22 protein-coding genes are annotated in these 20,390 nt (G+C 43.1%); all 22 read left to right on the plus strand.

The features are described from left to right. Positions 1 to 1,229: DNA polymerase (locus FD32_RS05250; RefSeq protein WP_235803772.1), on the plus strand; the 1,229-nt coding region annotated here is incomplete at its 5' end. Between the two features lie 83 nt (positions 1,230 to 1,312). Then, positions 1,313 to 1,699 (plus strand): DUF7768 domain-containing protein, encoded by a 387-nt coding sequence (locus tag FD32_RS05255; RefSeq protein WP_235803773.1) that lies wholly within the window; start codon positions 1,313 to 1,315, stop codon positions 1,697 to 1,699. Positions 1,700 to 1,701: 2 nt separating this feature from the next. After that, the gene (locus FD32_RS05260) at positions 1,702 to 3,957 is read left to right on the plus strand and encodes a phage/plasmid primase, P4 family (RefSeq protein ID WP_047767225.1); all 2,256 of its coding nucleotides are present in this window, start codon (positions 1,702 to 1,704) and stop codon (positions 3,955 to 3,957) included. 213 nt (positions 3,958 to 4,170) lie between these two features. After that, positions 4,171 to 4,452 carry a VRR-NUC domain-containing protein gene (locus tag FD32_RS05265; RefSeq protein WP_007124183.1) on the plus strand — a complete coding sequence of 94 codons (282 nt, stop codon included), beginning with the start codon at positions 4,171 to 4,173 and terminating at the stop codon, positions 4,450 to 4,452. Next, positions 4,433 to 5,788, plus strand: a complete 1,356-nt coding sequence (locus tag FD32_RS05270) for a DEAD/DEAH box helicase (RefSeq protein WP_047767222.1) — start codon at positions 4,433 to 4,435, stop codon at positions 5,786 to 5,788. The genes FD32_RS05265 and FD32_RS05270 overlap by 20 nt, the downstream gene beginning before the upstream one ends. Beyond that, positions 5,785 to 6,252 (plus strand): hypothetical protein, encoded by a 468-nt coding sequence (locus FD32_RS05275; RefSeq protein WP_047767220.1) that lies wholly within the window; start codon positions 5,785 to 5,787, stop codon positions 6,250 to 6,252. The genes FD32_RS05270 and FD32_RS05275 overlap by 4 nt, the downstream gene beginning before the upstream one ends. Before the next feature lie 147 nt (positions 6,253 to 6,399). Next, positions 6,400 to 6,777, plus strand: coding sequence for an HNH endonuclease (locus FD32_RS09815; RefSeq protein WP_047767218.1), 378 nt, complete (start codon positions 6,400 to 6,402; stop codon positions 6,775 to 6,777). 120 nt (positions 6,778 to 6,897) lie between these two features. Further along, complete coding sequence (locus tag FD32_RS05280) at positions 6,898 to 7,440, plus strand: P27 family phage terminase small subunit (RefSeq protein ID WP_047767216.1); 543 nt, start codon at positions 6,898 to 6,900, stop codon at positions 7,438 to 7,440. Beyond that, the gene (locus tag FD32_RS05285) at positions 7,440 to 8,666 is read left to right on the plus strand and encodes a site-specific DNA-methyltransferase (protein WP_047767214.1); all 1,227 of its coding nucleotides are present in this window, start codon (positions 7,440 to 7,442) and stop codon (positions 8,664 to 8,666) included. Before FD32_RS05280 ends, FD32_RS05285 begins: the two co-directional genes overlap by 1 nt. 72 nt (positions 8,667 to 8,738) lie before the next feature. Next, positions 8,739 to 9,359 carry a hypothetical protein gene (locus FD32_RS05290; protein ID WP_047767212.1) on the plus strand — a complete coding sequence of 207 codons (621 nt, stop codon included), beginning with the start codon at positions 8,739 to 8,741 and terminating at the stop codon, positions 9,357 to 9,359. 2 nt (positions 9,360 to 9,361) lie between these two features. Next, a complete protein-coding gene (locus FD32_RS05295; RefSeq protein WP_047767211.1) occupies positions 9,362 to 9,568 on the plus strand; it encodes a DUF5049 domain-containing protein in 207 nt (68 codons plus the stop codon). A 67-nt stretch (positions 9,569 to 9,635) separates the two neighbouring features. Then, positions 9,636 to 11,234: a terminase TerL endonuclease subunit gene (locus tag FD32_RS05300; protein WP_053002993.1), complete on the plus strand. Its 1,599-nt coding sequence runs from the start codon at positions 9,636 to 9,638 to the stop codon at positions 11,232 to 11,234. A gap of 28 nt (positions 11,235 to 11,262) precedes the next feature. Further along, entirely contained in the window at positions 11,263 to 12,528 is a 1,266-nt protein-coding gene (locus FD32_RS05305; RefSeq protein WP_021349838.1) for a phage portal protein, read from the plus strand. Then, positions 12,525 to 13,196, plus strand: coding sequence for a head maturation protease, ClpP-related (locus FD32_RS05310; protein WP_047767209.1), 672 nt, complete (start codon positions 12,525 to 12,527; stop codon positions 13,194 to 13,196). The genes FD32_RS05305 and FD32_RS05310 overlap by 4 nt, the downstream gene beginning before the upstream one ends. An 18-nt stretch (positions 13,197 to 13,214) precedes the next feature. After that, positions 13,215 to 14,393, plus strand: a complete 1,179-nt coding sequence (locus FD32_RS05315) for a phage major capsid protein (protein WP_047767207.1) — start codon at positions 13,215 to 13,217, stop codon at positions 14,391 to 14,393. 16 nt (positions 14,394 to 14,409) lie between these two features. After that, a complete protein-coding gene (locus FD32_RS05320) occupies positions 14,410 to 14,688 on the plus strand; it encodes a head-tail connector protein (protein WP_003671991.1) in 279 nt (92 codons plus the stop codon). Continuing rightward, on the plus strand, positions 14,688 to 15,071 hold the full coding sequence (locus FD32_RS05325) for a phage head closure protein (RefSeq protein ID WP_003671993.1): 384 nt from the start codon (positions 14,688 to 14,690) through the stop codon (positions 15,069 to 15,071). The genes FD32_RS05320 and FD32_RS05325 overlap by 1 nt, the downstream gene beginning before the upstream one ends. Beyond that, positions 15,058 to 15,471 carry a phage holin family protein gene (locus tag FD32_RS05330; RefSeq protein ID WP_003671994.1) on the plus strand — a complete coding sequence of 138 codons (414 nt, stop codon included), beginning with the start codon at positions 15,058 to 15,060 and terminating at the stop codon, positions 15,469 to 15,471. Before FD32_RS05325 ends, FD32_RS05330 begins: the two co-directional genes overlap by 14 nt. Further along, entirely contained in the window at positions 15,468 to 16,346 is an 879-nt protein-coding gene (locus FD32_RS05335) for a GH25 family lysozyme (RefSeq protein ID WP_047767202.1), read from the plus strand. The genes FD32_RS05330 and FD32_RS05335 overlap by 4 nt, the downstream gene beginning before the upstream one ends. 266 nt (positions 16,347 to 16,612) lie before the next feature. Further along, complete coding sequence (locus FD32_RS05340) at positions 16,613 to 16,846, plus strand: SHOCT domain-containing protein (protein WP_047767200.1); 234 nt, start codon at positions 16,613 to 16,615, stop codon at positions 16,844 to 16,846. A 35-nt stretch (positions 16,847 to 16,881) separates the two neighbouring features. After that, positions 16,882 to 18,543 (plus strand): recombinase family protein, encoded by a 1,662-nt coding sequence (locus FD32_RS05345; protein WP_047767198.1) that lies wholly within the window; start codon positions 16,882 to 16,884, stop codon positions 18,541 to 18,543. Next, a complete protein-coding gene (locus tag FD32_RS05350) occupies positions 18,536 to 20,113 on the plus strand; it encodes a recombinase family protein (protein ID WP_047767196.1) in 1,578 nt (525 codons plus the stop codon). The genes FD32_RS05345 and FD32_RS05350 overlap by 8 nt, the downstream gene beginning before the upstream one ends. Positions 20,114 to 20,390: the final 277 nt, after the last annotated feature.

The following is a 20,390-nucleotide window of genomic DNA, read 5'->3' on the forward strand; positions in this document are numbered from 1 at the left end:
TGAGAAAAGCCGAAGCTGACGCAGCTCCGGCTAGTTTTCGTGCTTTCAAGTTTCAGAAAACTGATTCACTATCCAAAGTATCAGTGGCACAGCTATTACAAACCACTACCGGCACGGTCCATCAAGTATTAGCTCTCCGCCAGTTGTTATCTAAATTAAGTGTCAAAAAGTATCAGGCTATGCAGAAAGCTATGTGCCAAGATGGTCGTGTCCATGGTCTTTTACAATTTTATGGTGCTAACCGGACGGGTCGGTGGGCTGGTCGCCTTGTACAAGTACAAAATCTTCCCCGTAATTCAATGCCAGACCTCGAAGAAGCTCGCGAATTAGTTAAGCAAGGCAACGTACCAGCACTTGCAATGCTTTATGATTCAGTGCCAGACGTCTTATCACAATTGATTCGCACTGCTTTTATACCTAGCAAAAATCATCATTTCTACGTGGCTGACTTCTCAGCGGTTGAAGCACGGGTAATTGCTTGGCTATCTAATGAAAAATGGCGACAAGAATCCTTTGCTAAGAATGAAGATATCTATTGTGCATCCGCAAGCCAGATGTTTGGTGTCCCCGTTGTTAAACATGGAGTCAACGGCGAACTCCGGCAAAAAGGCAAAATTGCCGAACTTGCACTGGGCTATGGCGGTTCTATTGGTGCGCTCAAAGCCATGGGTGCCACTAATCTTGGCCTAACCGATGATGAATTACCGCCACTGGTTCAAATGTGGCGTAATGCTAGTCCTCACATTGTGCAGTTTTGGTGGGACGTTGATAAAGCGGCTAAAGCTTGTATTAAAACCCACCTTCCTCAAGAATCTCACGGTATGAAATTCGCCTACCGCAGTGGTTGTATGTTTCTAAAATTACGTTCTGGTCGATCTCTTTGTTATCCCCAACCTAAGATCGGCATTAACCGCTTTGGTAGTGAGTCCATTACTTTCATGGGCATTAACACCGTCAAGAAATGGTCACGAATTGAAACCTATGGTGCTAAGTTAGTCGAAAACATCGTCCAGGCCACTAGTCGTGATCTCTTAGCTGAAGCCATGCGCCGTTTAGAAGCAGCCGGCAACCCGGCCGTAATGCATATTCATGACGAAGCCGTAATTGAAGCCCCAACTGGGCGTTCACTCGCTACCATGGTCAAGATTATGACTGAAGTGCCTGATTGGGCAAATGGTCTAATTTTGAACGCTGCTGGTTTTGTCGGTAATTTTTACAAAAAAGATTAATCTTCATGGTTTACTTTCAGTCCTCATCTGGCTTATCAGTGAGGACTTTTTTAGTCCCTAATTTAATGAAAGGATCTGAGTCTATGTCAGAAGCAACCAAGGCAATTGCCAAGCTGCGTCAGGACAAACTGAACCCGCAATACCGACCAATGATCTTTGTGGTCGCTCCCTTTACCGAAGTGGTGAAAGGCAATTCGACAAGTCTCAAAGCAGTACGCTCTTACTGCCGTTTTGTATATCAACATGGCGGCATTCCCATTTGTCCACAGCTTTACCTACCTCAATTTATTAACCTGCACCATTCACAGGAATTTCAAGTAGCCACTTTTATTAACATTGTGCTACTGACTAAATGCGCCGAAGCCTGGTCATTTGGTAAGCCAACACATGATATGCGCTACTTCATCCGCTTAGCCAAACGTAAAAATAAAAATATCCGCTACTTTAATAACGAAATGGAGGCCAACTAAAGATGCATTTTACTTTATCGACGGCGGTTAATTCCGGTCAGGCTAGCAACACGATCTATCCTCATCAACAAACTATCACTAACGCACAGGAATTAGAACAGGCTGCCCATTATGACCATGTCTGCGGTCAATTTAAAAATAACCAACGCGCTATTGCCAACTTCATCAAAGCTGACTGCCTGATCATGGACTGCGATAACGATCATTCTGACGATCCGACTACTTGGATCAAACCTGCAAACATTGCTAACTATTTCGATGATGTTTCCTACGCCATTACTTTCTCGCGAAACAATATGAAGGTCAAGCACCATAAAGCACCCCGGCCTAAGTTTCACGTCTACTTTCCGATTACTGAGATTACGGATGCTAAAACCTATGCTGAACTAAAACACGAAATTCAAGAATACTTTCCCTATTTTGATGATAATGCGCTTGATGCGGCCCGTTTTGTCTTTGGTGTGTCTAGTACTAAAGCCATCTGGCATGAAGGATCACAAACCGTGGATAAATTTATGATGGTGCAACGTTACTTTGCTCAGCAAAACGTGGGAGCAATCCATGAAGGTCAACGTAATGCAACCCTCTCACATTTTGCCGGTCGCATCATTATGCGTCTTGGCAATACTGATGAAGCCCGTCAGGCATTTCAGGAGGAAGCCGCTAAGTGCAATCCGCCACTAAGCAAGCAGGAGTTAAAAAACATCTGGCACAGTGCCACCAAATTTGGTCAGCGCATGGCTAGTCAAAAAGGTTATATTCCGCCTGAAGAATACAATCAGCCCAATGACGATCTACAACCGGATGATTACTCGGATACTGGTGAATCTTATGTCTTTGTCAACAACTGCAAAGAGCGGGTTTGCTATACCAACCAATCAGGTTTTTTGTGGTTCGATGGGAAGGTTTGGCAGGAATCGGAACCTTTAGCTCTCGGTGAAGTCCAGCGCTTTACCGATAAACAATTAGCCGATGCCCAACTTCGAGTCACTCAAAGTTACCAAGCAATTCAGAACAATGGGGTCGCCAAGGCGCTTCAAACTATGGGTAAAACTAAAGCTAGTCGGACTTTTAACGATGAACAACAGGCAGCGTTAAAGAATTACGAAAATGCTAAAGCTTACGAAGCCTTCATTCTCAAGGAACGCAGCACCCGTGGTATTAACGGGATCTTAACTAATTCTCGACCAAAGCTCGTCAAAGAGATTAATGATTTTGATGCTGATCCGTTTTTGTTGAACACGCCCAACGGACCTTTCAATTTAAAGAAAGGGATGCACGGTCAACAGGAAATTCAAGCTGATGAATTAATCACCAAATCCACATCCTGTGTTCCTGGTAATCAAGGAGCTTCACTCTGGCAAGAAGCACTCACTACTTTCTTCTGTGGTGACCAAGCGTTGATTAATTACGTCCAAGAAATTGTGGGACTGGTAGCGATCGGTCAGGTGTACCTGGAAGCTCTGATTATTGCTTACGGCAGCGGGAGGAATGGTAAGTCAACCTTCTGGAACACCATCGCTAATGTACTCGGCACTTATACCGGTCACCTCTCAGCTGATGCCTTGACCACTGGTGTCCGGCGAAACGTCAAACCAGAGATGGCCGAAGTCAAAGGCAAGCGGCTAATCATCTCCGCTGAACTAGAAGAAGGTAAGCGACTGAACACTTCCATCGTCAAGCAACTCTGTTCAACTGATGAAATCTATGCCGAAAAGAAATACATGAAACCTTTCTCTTTTACGCCCAGCCACACCATCGTGTTATACACCAATTACCTGCCCCACGTAGGTGGCAACGATGAAGGAATCTGGCGGCGGTTAATTGTGATTCCTTTTAATGCCAAAATTGCTAAACGCAATGATATTAAAAACTACGCTCAGTACCTAACCGAAAAAGCTGGGCCGGCAGTCTTGCAGTGGATCATTGAAGGCGCACAGCGAACCATTCAGCAAAATTACCAATTAACCACCCCCGTTGCCGTAACCAAAGCGATACGAGCTTACCACGCTGATAACGATTGGCTAGGACATTTTCTCAATGAGAATTGTGAACTTGATCCCAGCTATGAACAAAAGTCGGGTGATCTCTACCAAAAGTATCGCGAATATTGCCAAGGCATCGGTGAATATATCCGCAGCACAACTGACTTTTACACGGCCCTCAAAAATGCTGGCTTTCAACGTCAACACAAACAAAACGGTCGTTTCATCAAGGGACTGCGATTAAAAGTTGAGGCTGATGAATTCCTCAGTTGACTGTCATCGACTGTCACACTTTAAAACTCTAAAAGCTTGATACATCAGTGTTTACCAACCCTAATGACAGTCGTGACACTCTTTTACATTACTTGTATATAGGAATAAAAATAGAAAAAAAAGAGTATAGAGAAGAGTAGTAAAACAACTGTCACGACCGTCATTAACCCTGACGAATCACCTATATATCAACGTTTAGGAAGGATTTTACAAATGTTAGAAAAACAAATCGAAACTGCTTTTGTCAAAGCTACTCACCAACGCGGAGGTCTTTGCCTAAAGTTCATCTCGCCATCTATGGCCGGAGTACCTGATCGATTGGTCCTCCTGCCTGATGGTCACATGGGCTTTGTGGAGATGAAGGCTCCTGGTAAACATCCCCGCCCGTTGCAAGTGCAAAGACTCAACCAGTTAAAACAACTTGGTTTCCAAGTCTTTGTTTGCGATCAGCTTGATCAGATTGGAGGAATGCTTGATGCAATACAAACCGCATGAATATCAACAATATGCAACTCGGTTTATTTTGGACCATCCCGTAGCAGCCATCTTGCTTGATATGGGACTTGGTAAGAGTGTCATTACCCTAACTGCTATTAAGCAGCTTATTCAGCAAGGTAAAGTTCAACGAGTATTAGTTGTCGCACCACTGCGCGTGGCAAAACAAACTTGGCCAGAAGAAATTAAAAAATGGGACCACTTAAAAGGCCTCACCTACTCGGTCGTCACTGGTTCTAGGCTACAACGCATTAAAGCATTACAACAAGATGTCGACATTTATATCATCAATCGGGAAAACTTGAAATGGCTAATTGAATCCTCTGGTAATTCCTTTGACTACGACATGTTGGTGATCGATGAACTCTCTAGTTTTAAGTCTTACCGCTCACAACGCTTCAAAGCTCTCAAACGAGTACGACCTCTGATTAAACGCGTGGTTGGCTTAACAGGTACACCGTCGTCTAATGGCTTGATGGATCTGTGGGCGGAATTCCGCGTGCTGGACATGGGCCAACGACTTGGCCGCTTTATCTCATCTTACCGGATGAACTACTTTGACCCCGACAAGCGAAACATGTATCAAGTGTTTACCTACAAACCCAAGCCTGGCGCTGAGCAAAGTATCTACCGTGCCATTGATGACATCACCATTTCTATGAAGTCTAAGGACTACTTGAATCTGCCACCATTAACTATGAACACCGTTCCGGTAAAAATGAGTAATAGTGAGCAGGCAATCTATGATGAGCTTAATGCCCAGCTAGTAGTTTCAACCCAGGGTAAACAAATCGATGCCCTCAACGCAGCCAGTCTATCGAATAAACTTTGCCAGATGGCAAATGGTTGTGTCTACGACGACCAGCAGCAGATTGTTCAAATTCACCAGCGAAAACTTGATGCCCTTGAAGATTTGGTTGAAGCTGCTAATGTTAAACCTGTCTTGGTAGCTTACTGGTTCAAACATGATCTAATCCAGATTAAAAGTCGTTTCAAGGTTCGTGAGATCAAAACACCCCGTGACATTCAGGACTGGAATGCCGGTAAGATTCCTTTAGCTTTGATCCACCCCGCTTCTGCTGGTCATGGTCTTAACCTGCAGGCTGGTGGTGCTACCTTAATCTGGTATGGACTGACTTGGAGCCTGGAACTTTACCAGCAAACCAACGCTCGGCTCTGGCGGCAGGGTCAGCGTCAGCCCGTGGTTATTTACCATATCATCACTGAAGGTACGATTGATGAAAACATCCTGGCCGCCTTGAAGCACAAGGATAAAACTCAGCTGGCACTGATTAATGCAGTGAAAGCCAACTTGAAAGGAAGTGTTTGTGTATGAGTATCATGTGGAATTACTTAGACAAGCGCCGGGCCACTATTGCTGCATTAAAAGACTACGATGGTATGAAGCTTATCATTGATTCTTATCAGGATGATTTGAAGCTGGCTAAGGAACAGACGATCGGCATCAATTCACCACAGTATGGTTTTGCACCCAGCGGCACCAACAAAGATAATCCCACTGAACATCGTCTGCTTCATGGCATCGATCAAACCACTAAGTTGAACGAGCGGTACCAGCAAGCCCAACTTTACTTCAAATGGTTTGAACCAGCCTGGCAAGAGCTTTCACGAGATGAACGCTTCATATTGGATGTTTGTTACCGCACTCCAAATCAATCAATGAACGAAGGACTGACCTTGTTGATGGACAAATACTTCATTGCTAAGACCACTGCCTACAATAGAAAGAACAAGGCACTCGACCACCTTACCCTTTTGCTTTATGGATCCCACCATTAGAAAGGTAAAACGCAGAACAAACAATCAGCTTATCCATGTTACGATGATAGTGTAGAAAATTAAGATAAGGCATTTGCTTTATAACACTGAAGCCTAGCGGTGCAAAACTGCTGGGCTTTTCTTATACCCTCAGAAAGGAGGAGTGTCATGCCTTACTCACCCAAGAAACCCTGTCGTTACCCTGGCTGCCCGCGACTAACCCACAACACTTATTGTGACGTGCACGCCAAGCAAGTCAGTTCTCACTACAATCGTTACCAACGACCAAAGCGCAGTCGTCCACGCTACCATCGTGGCTGGCCAAAGATCAGACAAAGGTACCTACTCCACCATCCATTCTGTGAGATGTGCCTAAGCCAAGGAAGATATACCCCAGCCACTGAGGTCCATCACGTTCTGCCCTTAGAACACAGTGGCACCAACGAGTTCAAGAACCTAATGGCATTATGCAAGCCATGCCACTCCCGCATCACTGCCCAGATGGATGATCGTTGGCACAAAACACCACATCAATATCATTACTAAAGTCACGGAGGGGGCCATCGAATCCTTAAAAATTTTTCGCGCGGGAGCGGGCCTGGGCCTTCGTGTGCAAAAAAGCGAAATCAAACAGGGTATTAACCCCTGCCGGAAGGAGGGAGAGATTTGGCTAAAGATGGTACAAACCGTGGTGGATCCCGAATTGGTGCTGGACGCAAACCTAAATCACTTCACGATAAAATTCAAGCTGGACAAGACGCCCAAGTAATTGACCTACCAACTCCAACTAATTTGGAAGGTCATGTGATGCCGCCAGTTAAAGAGTACCTAAAAGCCAAGCAGAAAAATGGATTAGAGTTTGACGCTGCTGATATTTTTAAGGAAACCTGGAAATGGCTCGTTGAACGGGGGTGCGAAAGATTAGTCAACACACAACTGATCGAACAATATGCAGTAAGTGTTAGTCGCTGGATTCAGTGTGAAGAGTGTATCTCAAAATTTGGCTTTCTTGCCCGCCACCCGACGACCGGGAATGCGATTGCTTCCCCTTACGTATCAATGAGTCGCGACTATATGAAGCAATCTAGCCAATTATGGTTTCAAATTTTTCAGGTTGTTAAAGAAAACAACGCTACTACTTATCAAGGATCTACCCCACAAGATGATGTGATGGAACGCTTGCTCCGTTCACGGAAAGGAATGAACTGATGAAAATTGTTAAAAAGAAAATAGCAGACCTCATCCCCGCTGACTATAATCCACGTAAAGATTTGCAGCCGGGTGATCCCGACTACGAAAAGTTAAAACGATCAATGAAAGAATTTGGCTACGTTGACCCGATTATCTGGAACCAACAAACTGGTCGCGTGGTTGGAGGACACCAGCGATTAAAAATTCTCCTGGATGAAGGGATCGAAGAAGCCGAATGTGTAGTCGTCAACTTAAACGAAGAGAAAGAAAAAGCACTGAATATTGCACTTAACAAAATCAGCGGTGATTGGGATAAGGATAAGTTGGCTCTGCTCATGACCGACTTACAGGCCAGCGATTTGGATGTTTCATTAACTGGTTTTGACGAGAATGAGATCTCTGATCTTCTCGGTACCGAAGATGACACCCATGATGATAATTTTGACGTTGATAGCGAATTGGATAAACCAACCTTTTCAAAGTCAGGTGATTTATGGCACTTAGGTAAACACACTTTATTATGTGGTGACGCTACTAAAACAGAAAGTTACCAGAAATTGCTAGGTGATCATAAGGTCAACCTCGTGTTAACCGATCCACCATACAATGTTGATTACTCCAGCAAGGCTGGCAAGATCAAGAATGATCATCAAACCGACGACAAGTTCTACCAGTTTCTACTCGCTGCTTTTCAAAATACGAATCAAGCAATGGCTAATGACGCCAGCATCTATGTTTTCCATGCCGACACGGAAGGCCTTAACTTCCGCCGTGCTTTCCAAGATGCTGGCTTTTATTTATCTGGTTGCTGTATCTGGAAAAAACAATCATTAGTGCTTGGTCGTTCACCATACCAGTGGCAGCATGAACCAGTTCTATATGGCTGGAAGAAAGATGGTAAACACGAATGGTACACCGGGCGAAAGGAATCTACTATCTGGGAATTTGACCGTCCTAAGCAAAGTAAGGAACACCCAACAATGAAACCTATCCCCTTACTTGCCTATCCAATCATGAATTCGACAATGTCTAACTGTACAGTTCTTGATCCCTTCGGCGGTTCTGGATCCACTCTCATTGCTTGTGAACAGACTAATCGAATTTGTTACATGATGGAACTTGATCCAAAATACTGCGATGTCATCGTCAACCGCTACATCAAACAAGTCGATTCAGATCAAGAAGTCAGTGTGGAAAGAGATGGGCATACAATTCCTTATAGTAATCTAAAAAAGCCGGCTTAATGCGTCGAAAGTCCTTGCTATCTGTACCTTCCAGAGTGATGTATACGATAACCCAATAAGGAGGTACAGAAGATGGAAATCAAATTTAATGTACACGGTCGACAGCGAAAAGAACTGGTGACAAAGCTGGCTGTCTATACTCATCAAAAGGCCGAATATCAGTACACACCTACCTACGCTTATCAAATTGGCAAGTACACTGTTAACAAAGATGGAATCCTAACATCCTCGGATGAAATTCCTGCTGGATTAGTAACACATCTTAAGCAACAGGGATTCACACCCAGCGAGACAGTCAAGTTGAACATAACATATCGCCGCAATGAGTTTACTGACCAAGATCTAGATAACCTACGCCATTTAATCTGGGCAAAAGGACAATTAATCAAAGACGCTTGCCAACTGAACTCGTTGCCTCTCACAATTGATGAGCAACAAGTAACCTTTGATTGGTTCACCGAAGTTAACACCGATGATGCTCCAGCTTATCAACAATTGATCGATAAGTTAGTGCGATACGCAAAGAGTCACCAGCGAATTATGTCAACGCGCCGTGATGAAAGTAATGAAAAATATGCTTTCCGCTGCTTTCTACTGCGTTTAGGTTTTATTGGTCCCCAATACAAGGCACAACGGAAAGTGCTACTCAAAAATTTAACCGGATCGGCTGCTTTTAAGAACCAGGAGACTTAGTCATGAACAGAATCAAAGAAGAATTAGCCAAACGTGATCGTATTCGCCAACAGGTTTTACAAATTCGCAATACCGGTGAAGTAAATATGTTTGATGTCGAAAACGTAAAGCGTCTGGCTTACTACTATAATTGTTACGATCTAATCGACTATTTGACCACTGACCGTGCCGGGTACGTAAATTTGATATTAACTGGCAAGTTTAATTAATCATCAGCCAAGCATTGAGTTAATTCTCAGTGCTTTTTTAGTACAACTGAAAGGATGTGATGCCCTCTTGCGAAAACTAAAAGATTATAAACCCACTCAGTTCATGGCTAAGAATTCGGCCTACAACAAAGACGCTGCCGATTTTGCAGTTTCATTTATCGAATGCCTATGCCATACCAAGGGAACCTGGGCCGGTAAACCTTTTGACCTCATCGACTGGCAAGAAAAAATTATTCGTGATGTCTTTGGAATCCTAAAACCAGATGGCTATCGTCAATTCAATACTGCCTATGTAGAAATCCCAAAGAAGCAAGGTAAATCAGAACTAGCTACCGCCATCGCTTTGTTACTCTGCTGTGCCGATGGTGAAGAACGAGCAGAGGTTTATGGTTGTGCTGCTGACCGTCAACAGGCCGCCATTGTTTTTGACGTCGCCGCTGATATGGTGCGGATGAACCCAGCCTTAAAAAAGCGTTGTAAGATCCTCGCTTCCCAAAAACGGCTGATCTACGAGCCAACTAATAGTTTCTATCAAGTCCTATCTGCTGATGCTTATTCCAAGCACGGTTTCAACGTGTCAGGAGTAATTTTTGATGAATTACACACTCAACCCAATCGTAAACTCTACGACGTCATGACTAAGGGTTCCGGCGATGCTCGAACGCAGCCGCTCTACTTTTTAATCACGACTGCCGGTAATGATGAACACTCTATCTGTTACCAGGTTCATCAAAAAGCAATCGACATCATGAAGGGCCGTAAACATGACCCCCGTTTTTATCCGGTTATTTACGGTGCCGGGCGTGATGAAGATTGGTCGAGTCCTGAAGTTTGGAAGAAAGCTAATCCCTCCCTGGGTATTACCGTCAAGATGGAGAAGGTTAAGGATGCTTATAATTCAGCTAAGGAGAATCCGGCTGAAGAGAATACCTTCCGACAACTACGGTTAAATCAGTGGGTGAAGCAAGATGTTCGATGGATGCCGATGGACAAATGGGATGCTTGTGCCTTTCCTGTTGATCCCGATGAATTACGTGGCCGCGATTGCTATGGTGGTCTTGACCTGTCATCAACTACTGATATTACGGCTTTTGTACTGGTGTTCCCTCCTAGAGATGATTCAGAAGGTTACACCCTGCTACCTTACTTCTGGATTCCCGAGGATAACGTTGATTTGCGGGTTCGCCGTGATCATGTCCCCTACTATATTTGGAAGCAGCAGGGATATCTACAAACCACGGAAGGTAATGTCGTCCACTATGGCTTCATTGAACACTTTATTGATGATCTGGGAAAGAAATATCACATCCGTGAAATTGCCTTCGATCGGTGGGGAGCTGTCGAAATGGTTCAAAATCTTGAAGGTATGGGATTCACCGTGGTCCCATTTGGCCAGGGATTTAAGGACATGACGCCTCCAACTAAAGAACTAATGCGATTAACTCTGGAAAAGAAGATCGCTCATGGCGGTCATCCGGTCTTGCGTTGGATGATGGATAATATCTATATCCGCACTGACCCAGCTGGGAATATTAAACCTGACAAAGCTAAGTCAACCGAAAAAATTGATGGCGTAGTGGCCACCATTATGGGACTGGATCGTGCTATCCGAAATGAGGATAATGGTGATTCTGTTTATGATGGTCGAGGCCTATTGATGTTGTAATTGCGTAGGACTGAAAGGAGTTGATGCCATGGGTTTATTTAATAAATTATTCCATACCAATAAAGCTTCACCTAAAAACACCTTGTCTAGCACCATGTCATTTTTCTTCGGCAGTTCGATGGCTGGCCAAAATGTGACCGAACGTACTGCAATGCAAAATACTGCAGTTTATGCTTGTGTTCGAGTCTTGGCTGAAGGATTAGCTGAACTACCACTTCATATTTATCAATACACCAGCGATGGTGGTAAACAGCGGGCAATTAACCACCCGCTTTATTTTTTGCTTCATGATGCGCCAAATCCAGAAATGACCAGTTTTATCTTTCGTGAAACCATGATGAACCATTTATTGCTGTGGGGTAACGCCTATGCACAAATCATTCGCAATGGTCAAGGCGAGATCACTGGGCTCTATCCTTTGATGCCTGATCGAATGGACGTTAACCGTGCTGCCAACGGTGAAATCTACTACACCTATACTCGCAACTACGATGATTACCAGGCAAAGAATAAATCGAAACAAGTAATTCTCTTGTCCGATGAAGTCCTTCATATCGCAGGGTTAGGATTTGATGGTTTGATCGGCTACAGCCCTATTGCTATGGCTAAGAATGCGATTGGATTATCCATGGCCGCCGAACAATATGGAGCCACTTTCTTCAAAAATGATGCCACGCCTGGTGGTGTTCTCGAGCATCCTAATGTAGTCAAAGATCCTGAACGGCTTCGGAAAAGTTGGCAGTCACAATTTTCGGGATCTAATAATCACAGCATTGCTGTCTTGGAGGAAGGAATGACTTTTCACCAGCTTTCCATTCCACCTGACCAAGCGCAATTTCTTGATACCCGAAAATTCCAACTCGACGAAATTGCCAGAATTTTTCGTGTTCCACCGCATATGGTTGGTGACCTAGATCGTTCGACTTTCTCAAATATCGAGCAACAATCACTCGAATTTGTAAAGTACACCCTGAACCCTTGGTGTATTCGCTGGGAACAAGCTATGAATCAACAGCTACTTTCCGCTGATGATCAACGAAAGTTTTTCGTTAAATTCAATGTTGATGGACTACTACGTGGTGATTACGAAAGCCGGATGAATGGGTATGCCATTGGTCGACAAAATGGCTGGTTATCTGCTAATGACATTCGTGAGTTAGAGGATCTCAACCGTATCCCTGCTGATGAAGGTGGTGATCAGTACTTGGTTAACGGTAACATGCTGCCACTTAACCAAGCCGGTAATTTCTATAACACGCAAACAACCAAAGAAAGTGAGGAACCAAAAGAATGAAACGTTTCTGGAACTGGAAACAAAATGGTGATCAGCGGCAACTAGCTATCTCTGGGGTAATTGCTCCTGATAGCTGGGTGCATGACGATGTTTCACCACAGGTATTCCAAGACGAACTTAATGAAAGTCAGGATCCAATCGATCTCTGGCTGAACTCCCCTGGTGGTGATTGTACCGCTGCCAGTCAAATTTATACCATGCTGATGAATTACCCGAATGAAGTCAATGTCAAAATCTCAGGTATTGCGGCATCTGCTGCTTCGGTAATTGCGATGGCTGGAACTACTGTTTCAATGGCTCCTGCGGCTATGCTAATGATCCACAATCCACTGACTATTGTCGGCGGTCAAGAAAGAGATATCGACCACGCTGCGCAAATGCTAGCTGAAACCAAGGAGTCGATCATCAATGCCTATGAGCTGAAAACCAACCTGCCCCGTGAAAAGATTTCAACAATGATGGATAACGAAACTTGGATGAACGTCAATAAAGCTATCGAATTAGGCTTTGCTGATGCCATGCTGGGTGACAATAAGAATGTCACAGATTGTTACTCGTATTCCGATAAGCAATCTGACCTGGTGTTATTGAATAAACTCAAGCCTAAAGCAAAATCTACTATTTCTGTAAAGTCGCTGCAAAAGCGGCTTTCTTTGTTATCACACTAATTTAGGAGGAACTTATCAATGAACAAGATTACTGAATTACAAGAAAAGCGTGCCCGTATTTGGAAGCAAGCAAAGTATTTCCTGGACACTAAACAAAAAGAAGCTGATGTACTTTCTGCTGAGGACAACGCTACCTACGAAAAGATGGAACAAGACGTCGTCAACTTGGGTAAGGAAATCGATCGGCTCCATAAGCAAGCCCAAATTGAAGCAGAACTCAATCAGCCCACAACTAAAGCCCTTACTAATACCCCGACTGCTGGAGAATTACCAAAGGGTCAGGATGCTTATGCGCAGAACTTTTGGCAAATGATGCGTGGTCATGCGGTCGTTGATGCACTAAAAGAAGGTACGGATCCAGATGGTGGCTTCCTAGTGCCAAATGAGTTTGAAAATCAACTGATTCAAAAGCTTCAAGAAGCCAACGTACTGCGAACCATCAGCCATGTCATTCAAACCAATAGCGGTGAACATAAGATTCCGGTTGTCGCGAGCGAAGGAACAGCTGCTTGGCTCGAGGAAGAAGCAGCCTACACAGAATCTAATACTCAATTTAGTCAAGTATCCCTCAGTGCTCACAAATTGGGGACTCTGATCAAGGTATCGGAAGAACTACTGAATGACTCCGCCTTCGACTTGATGTCCTATTTATCTGATGAATTTGGTCGTCGACTTGGTAATGCTGAAGAACAAGCCTTCCTAACTGGTACCGGCACTGGCCAACCAACTGGTATCTTAACCGACACTAATGGTGCGTCTGCGGGATCCACAGCTGCTAAGGCCGATACATTGACTTTTGATGATTTGATCGAACTTTTCTATTCCTTAAGAGCACCATACCGTCAAAATGCTGTTTTCTTAATGAATGATGATACCGTGAAAACCATTCGCAAAATGAAGGATAACAATGGTCAATATATCTGGCAGACTTCTGTTCAAGCTGGCCAACCAGATCGAATCCTCAATTGCCCAGTTTATACTAGTCCGTTCATGCCATCCATGGCCGCATCTAATAAACCAGTGCTCTTTGGTGATTTCAATTACTATTGGATTGCTGATCGTCAAGGTCGAACCTTTAAACGACTTAATGAACTTTATGCTGTAACTGGTCAAGTCGGTTTCTTGGGCTCGCAACGAGTAGATGGCAAAGTCATCCTCCCAGAAGCCATTAAAACTCTTGCCATGGCTGCTAAGTAGAAAGGACTGATGAAATGTGGCTGCTATTACTTTGGCCGAAGCAAAAGCCTACCTAAGAGTTGATAACACTGTTGAAGATGACCTCATCACAAAGTTGATTGGATCGGCGACTGCTACCGTCGAAAATGTCCTTCGTCAGCCTCTATCAGCATTTGATCCTCTCCCTGATGATATTCATACCGCGATTCTCTATACCGTAGCTTACCTTTACGAATATCGGGAAACGGCTGATTTTGATGCCATGATCAAGTTTCTTCGGGCCATCTTGTCCCCTTACCGGAAGGAGGAATTTTAATGCAACAGCAAAATAAACGGGTCAGTAAGATTGCTGATATTGGTGAACTAGATCGCCGCATTACGCTGATGAAAAAGAAATATGTCGGCGAAAATCCTAATACCGGAATGTCGATGTACAAGGATGTTCGCTTAGGCGATGTGTGGGCAAAAGTTTCTGCCCTACACGGTCAGGAATACTACACAGCGGTCACGGTGAAATTGGAAAAACAACTGTCATTCATCATCCGATACCGTGATGATGTTGACGAAGAAACCAACATTTGGTTTGAAGGTCGTGGCTACAATATTGGCTTTATTGATGACGTTAAGTACAACCATGAGTATCTGGAAATTAAGGCTGAATATTCGAGAGGAGTTGATGATCCGAATGAAGACAACTAGTTTAACAGTAATTAATTCATGCTTTGGTGCAATTGGGGCTTTCCTCGGCTGGTTCTTAGGCGGACTGGATGGTTTTCTATATGTTCTACTCATTTTCATGGTAGTGGACTATATCACCGGAGTGCTTTGTGCCATTAACGAACATAAACTCTCCAGTGAAATTGGCTTTCGTGGGCTTACGCGCAAAGTGTTAATTCTATTATTGGTCGGTATTGCACATTGCCTTGATATTTACCTATTAAAGAATGGTTCAGCGATCCGTACTGCTACGATTTTCTTCTATATCTCTAATGAGGGCATTTCATTACTAGAAAATACCAGTCGCTTAGGTCTACCTGTGCCCGATAAGTTAAAGAGTGTCCTCCAACAATTACATGATAAGGATGGTGATCATCAATGATTTCTGGAATTGATGTTTCTGAATGGCAAGGCCATGTGGATTTCAATGCAGTCAAAGCAAGTGGTGTTAAATTCGTTCTAATCCGAGCTGGTTATGGTCGGTCAGCAAGCCAAGAAGACCGTTACTTTGCAGAACATTATACCCAAGCCAAAGCAGCTGGTTTACAAGTGGGTGCCTACTGGTATTCCTATGCCGTTTCTCCCGCTGATGCAGCCAATGAAGCCCGGGCCTGTTTAACCGTCCTTGGTAATCGTCATTTTGATTTTCCAATCTACTTTGACTTAGAAGAAAAGTGGCAGTTTGCCAATGGTCGTAACTTCTGTGATAGCTTAGTGAAAAGCTTTTGTAGTGTTTTGGAACAAAACGGTTGCTATGCCGGACTGTATATTTCGCGATCACCACTGCAAAATTACATTTCACCTTCCGTCGCTCAACGCTATGCTGTCTGGGTGGCTGAATATGGTCCGTGTTGTAACTACAATGGTAATTACGGAATCTGGCAACATTCCTCTACTGGTTCTGTTCCAGGTGTCAATGGCAACTGTGATCTAGATTATGCCTACATTGACTACGCAGCTGTCATTAACAAAAAGCAGCCAGTTACCAGGAAGAACCCTGATGAGCTAGCTGTTGAAGTCTTAAATGGTCAATGGGGTAATGGTACCGATCGTCAACAGCTCTTAACCGCTGCTGGTTATGACTATGCGGTGGTCCAAGAAAAGGTTAACCGTCTCTTGAACCGTAAGTCAGTTGACCAAATTGCACGCGAAGTTATCCGAGGATCCTGGGGAAATGGTAATGAACGAATCAACCGCTTGAAGCAAGCCGGCTATGACCCCACCCAAATTCAAAAACGAGTTAATCAATTATTGTAACTTTTGCCTGTGGACTCCGGTCTGCAGGCTTTTTTCTTTTACCATAACAAAAAGCCAACCATATAAGATGGTTAGCTCTTCCTAAACTGTGGTTGGAGTCAAACAAGACTTCTTCTCAAATAAAACACGTATCTCAGATCACGCTTGAGGGTCAGAGTAGCGACCTCGCCCTCTTACTATATATTAAAGAATCTGTTTCAATTAGCAAGTTGATTTGAGGGTTTACTTTTCTACTTCCGCTGGCTTATTAGTGGAGGTAATTAAAAATGATAAAGAAAGTTCAAGCGGTAACTCATCAACCACTGCAATCAATAAAGAATAATATTAGTTCAGAACAATTATTGAATGATTTGCATTATCAACAATCAAAACAAATCATTCAAGTTCTACTCAACAAGGGTCTAATCTCAACCACTGAATTTAAGGAAATTGATGACTTAAATAAACAATCATTTCCGCCCTTATTAGGACCAGGAAGTGTTGATACATCAAGGTTCTAGAGCTAACATACCACACTGACGAAAGGAGGTTTGTCATGTCAACCATTACCAAAATTCAAGGTTACCAACATGATGTCAAGCAACTCCGTGTGGCAGCCTACTGTCGAGTTTCAACCGATAATTTTGAACAACTAGAAAGTCTTGAAAATCAACGTGCCCATTATCAAAAGTACATTAACAACCACCCTAATTGGGAGCTGGCTAAGATCTACTATGATGAAGGAATCTCAGGCACCAAGATGACCAAGCGGAACGCCTTAAAAGAATTACTAACTGATTGTCATAATCACCGGATTGACCTCGTGGTGACCAAATCAATTAGCCGTTTGTCACGAAATACAACTGATTGTTTGCAGATTGTCCGGGAATTACAGCAATTGAATATTCCAATTATCTTTGAGAAAGAGCATATCAATACTGGAGCAATGGCCAGTGAGTTATTTCTATCGATTCTTAGCAGTATTGCCCAGGATGAATCCCACTCAACTGCCGGAAATCTACGCTGGGCAATCAGGAAACGTTTTGCTAGTGGCAAATTCCATGTATCCTCAGCACCCTATGGATATTCAATTGAGGATGGCAACTTAGTTATCAACCATACTGAAGCAAAGACTGTACGACAAATCTTTCAACGATTTCTAAGTGGAACATCAGCCAGTCAAATTGCTAAAGAATTAAATCAAAAGCAGGTATCAACAAAACGTGGTGGCCAATGGCGTAGTAACACTGTAATTAATATCTTGCGAAACAGTAATTACACCGGTGATATGCTCTGCCAGAAAACCTACCGTGACGATCAATATCATCGTCATTTTAACCAAGGTGAACTCGCTCAATATCTAATTGAAGATCATCACCCTAGTTTGATTAACCATGAAAACTTTAACAGAGTGCAAGTTCTGCTTAAAGAAGCCGTCAAAAAACGCCATATCGAAACTGGCAGCCATAAGTATCAACAGCACTACCTATTTTCTGGCAAAATCATCTGTGGTCAATGTGGGACGATTTTCAAACGACAAACGCGGCCACATAAAATCTACTGGGCCTGCCAGCAACATTTAAGATCTGCTCAGCAATGTCCAACTAAGGCAGTGTCTGAAGCCAGTCTGAAAGCTGCCTTCTGCAATATGATAAATAAGCTAGTTTACAGTAAGAAGTTCTTACTTCAGCCATTGTTAGAAGGCCTGAAAGAAGAAGCTAATGTCAACAGCGATGGTCAACTGATTTCTTTAACTAAGCAAATCAAAGCAAATGACCACAAAGCTGAAACGCTCACCGAATTGATGCATGCCGGTTTATTAGATAAAGCGATCTACGTCAACCAAACCGCTAGACTCGAGCAAGACACTTACCAATGTCAGGAAAAGATTAAACAGCTTAATGGCCAAAATACTGATTCAGCAAATGACTTTGAGGATGTTCATACCTTATTACGTTGGTGCCATCAAGGGAAACAGCTTACTGAGTTTGATGAAGGTGTATTTCAAGAATTTGTTCAACAGATTGTGGTTAACAGTTCAAACAAAGCAACGTTCATCTTGAAATGTGGATTAAAGCTACCTGAAAAGCTAAACAAAAATGCCACTATCGATGGACACTTTTACCGTGACATCATCAAACAACGTTACAACGATCCAATCAAACAAGCAGAATATTTGTACAGTATTATCGAGAGTGAAGGTGATTTAATTGGGTAAAGTGAGGATTATCCCCGCTCATCAGCAAAAAGGCAATAGCGTTCAACCGCAAAAAAATAGACTACCATTTGAACAGCTCCGAGTGGCGGCCTACTGCCGGGTTTCGACTGATTATGATGAACAAGCCAGTTCATATGAAACTCAGGTGGCTCACTATAAAGAACTAATTCAAAAAGAACCAACCTGGGAGTTTGCAGGTATCTACGCCGATGATGGAATCTCAGGGACTAACACTAAGAAGCGGGAACAATTTAATCAGATGATTGCAGCCTGCAAAGCCGGTAAAATTGACCTGATCGTCACTAAATCAATTAGCCGGTTTGCTCGAAATACCATTGATTGTTTGAAGTATATCCGAGACTTAAAAGCCATCAATGTAGCCATCTTCTTTGAAAAAGAGAACATCAACACCATGGATGCCAAAGGTGAGGTGCTGATTACCATCATGGCTTCTCTTGCCCAACAAGAAAGTGAATCCCTATCGCAAAACGTTAAAATGGGAATCCAGTACCGCTACCAACAAGGTAAGGTCTTCGTCAACCATAATCATTTTCTCGGCTATACCAAGGACGCTCAGGGTAATCTGGTAATTGAACCGGAAGAAGCTAAAGTCATCAAACGGATCTTCTATAGTTATCTAAACGGGATGAGTATGAAGCAAATCGCGGACTCACTCAAAGCTGATGGTATTTTAACTGGTGGTAAAACAAAGAACTGGCAATCCAGCGGTGTTTCAAAAATTCTAAAGAATGAGAAATACATGGGTGATGCTCTATTGCAAAAGACTTACACTGTTGATTTTCTGAGCAAGAAACGCGTCAAGAATAACGGTATCATGCCTCAATACTATGTAGAAAACGACCATCCCGCGATTATTCCCAAGCCGGTATTCATGCAAGTCCAGCAGCTCATCAAACAACGACAAAACGGGATCACTACTAAGAATGGTAAGCACCGGCGACTTAACGGCAAATATTGTTTCTCCCAAATAGTCTTTTGTGGAAAATGCGGCGACATTTTTCAACGGAATATGTGGTATTGGCCAGAAAAGGTAGCAGTCTGGCGCTGTGCTAGCCGAATAAAGCGAAGTAAATCTGGACGGCGATGCATGATTAGAAATGTCAAAGAGCCCCTTCTCAAAGAAGCAACTGTACAAGCTTTTAATCAGCTCATTGAAGGACATAAGTTAGCTGACAAGCAGATCAAGGCTAACATCATGAAGGTCATCAAAAACTCTAAAGGTCCAACCCTTGATCAACTCGATAAGCAACTGGAAGAAGTGCAAATACAGCTCATCCAGGCTGCCAACCAACATCAAAATTGCGATGCCCTGACCCAACAAATTATGGACCTGCGGAAACAAAAAGAAAAAGTACAGAGTCGTGAAACTGACAAGCAAACAAAACTACACAGCATTGATGAAATCAATAAGCTGGTCGAATTTCACAAATATGGTTTAGTAGACTTTGATGAACAACTAGTTCGTCGCTTAGTAGAAAAAATCACCATCTTCAAACGCTACATGGAATTCACATTCAAAGATGGTGAAGTGATTAAAGTTAATATGTGATATTGGCACTCAGCTATTTTGGCTGGGCGCTATTTTAAACATTCTGATCTTTATTAAACCTAATTTACAGTAAGTTCGTGTTACTTAATAGTAATGAGTAGTTAAAACATTCTTAAATTTATTAAGTATCTTTGGTTTATCAATGGTTATCCCTAATTTTTGTAAAATAAAGATTCTAACCATAAAGCCGAATATTTTTGTCATCTGCACTAACTTATAAGGTAAGCACCGAATAACAACACGTATTGAAAAAGCGTCATGCGCGACATCAGTTTTG

This window comes from Limosilactobacillus panis DSM 6035 (assembly GCF_001435935.1).
Classification (GTDB): Bacteria; Bacillota; Bacilli; order Lactobacillales; family Lactobacillaceae; genus Limosilactobacillus; species Limosilactobacillus panis.

Bases quoted from the DNA above. Each gene is read 5' to 3' on its own strand.
- FD32_RS09815 (WP_047767218.1), top strand. From the start codon at position 6,400: ATGCCTTACTCACCCAAGAAACCCTGTCGTTACCCTGGCTGCCCGCGA.
- FD32_RS05265 (WP_007124183.1), top strand. From the start codon at position 4,171: ATGTTAGAAAAACAAATCGAAACTGCTTTTGTCAAAGCTACTCACCAA.
- FD32_RS05315 (WP_047767207.1), top strand. From the start codon at position 13,215: ATGAACAAGATTACTGAATTACAAGAAAAGCGTGCCCGTATTTGGAAG.
- FD32_RS05330 (WP_003671994.1), top strand. From the start codon at position 15,058: ATGAAGACAACTAGTTTAACAGTAATTAATTCATGCTTTGGTGCAATT.
- FD32_RS05290 (WP_047767212.1), top strand. From the start codon at position 8,739: ATGGAAATCAAATTTAATGTACACGGTCGACAGCGAAAAGAACTGGTG.
- FD32_RS05325 (WP_003671993.1), top strand. From the start codon at position 14,688: ATGCAACAGCAAAATAAACGGGTCAGTAAGATTGCTGATATTGGTGAA.
- FD32_RS05295 (WP_047767211.1), top strand. From the start codon at position 9,362: ATGAACAGAATCAAAGAAGAATTAGCCAAACGTGATCGTATTCGCCAA.
- FD32_RS05255 (WP_235803773.1), top strand. From the start codon at position 1,313: ATGTCAGAAGCAACCAAGGCAATTGCCAAGCTGCGTCAGGACAAACTG.
- FD32_RS05260 (WP_047767225.1), top strand. From the start codon at position 1,702: ATGCATTTTACTTTATCGACGGCGGTTAATTCCGGTCAGGCTAGCAAC.
- FD32_RS05275 (WP_047767220.1), top strand. From the start codon at position 5,785: ATGAGTATCATGTGGAATTACTTAGACAAGCGCCGGGCCACTATTGCT.
- FD32_RS05340 (WP_047767200.1), top strand. From the start codon at position 16,613: ATGATAAAGAAAGTTCAAGCGGTAACTCATCAACCACTGCAATCAATA.
- FD32_RS05305 (WP_021349838.1), top strand. From the start codon at position 11,263: ATGGGTTTATTTAATAAATTATTCCATACCAATAAAGCTTCACCTAAA.
- FD32_RS05270 (WP_047767222.1), top strand. From the start codon at position 4,433: ATGCAATACAAACCGCATGAATATCAACAATATGCAACTCGGTTTATT.
- FD32_RS05310 (WP_047767209.1), top strand. From the start codon at position 12,525: ATGAAACGTTTCTGGAACTGGAAACAAAATGGTGATCAGCGGCAACTA.
- FD32_RS05345 (WP_047767198.1), top strand. From the start codon at position 16,882: ATGTCAACCATTACCAAAATTCAAGGTTACCAACATGATGTCAAGCAA.
- FD32_RS05335 (WP_047767202.1), top strand. From the start codon at position 15,468: ATGATTTCTGGAATTGATGTTTCTGAATGGCAAGGCCATGTGGATTTC.
- FD32_RS05285 (WP_047767214.1), top strand. From the start codon at position 7,440: ATGAAAATTGTTAAAAAGAAAATAGCAGACCTCATCCCCGCTGACTAT.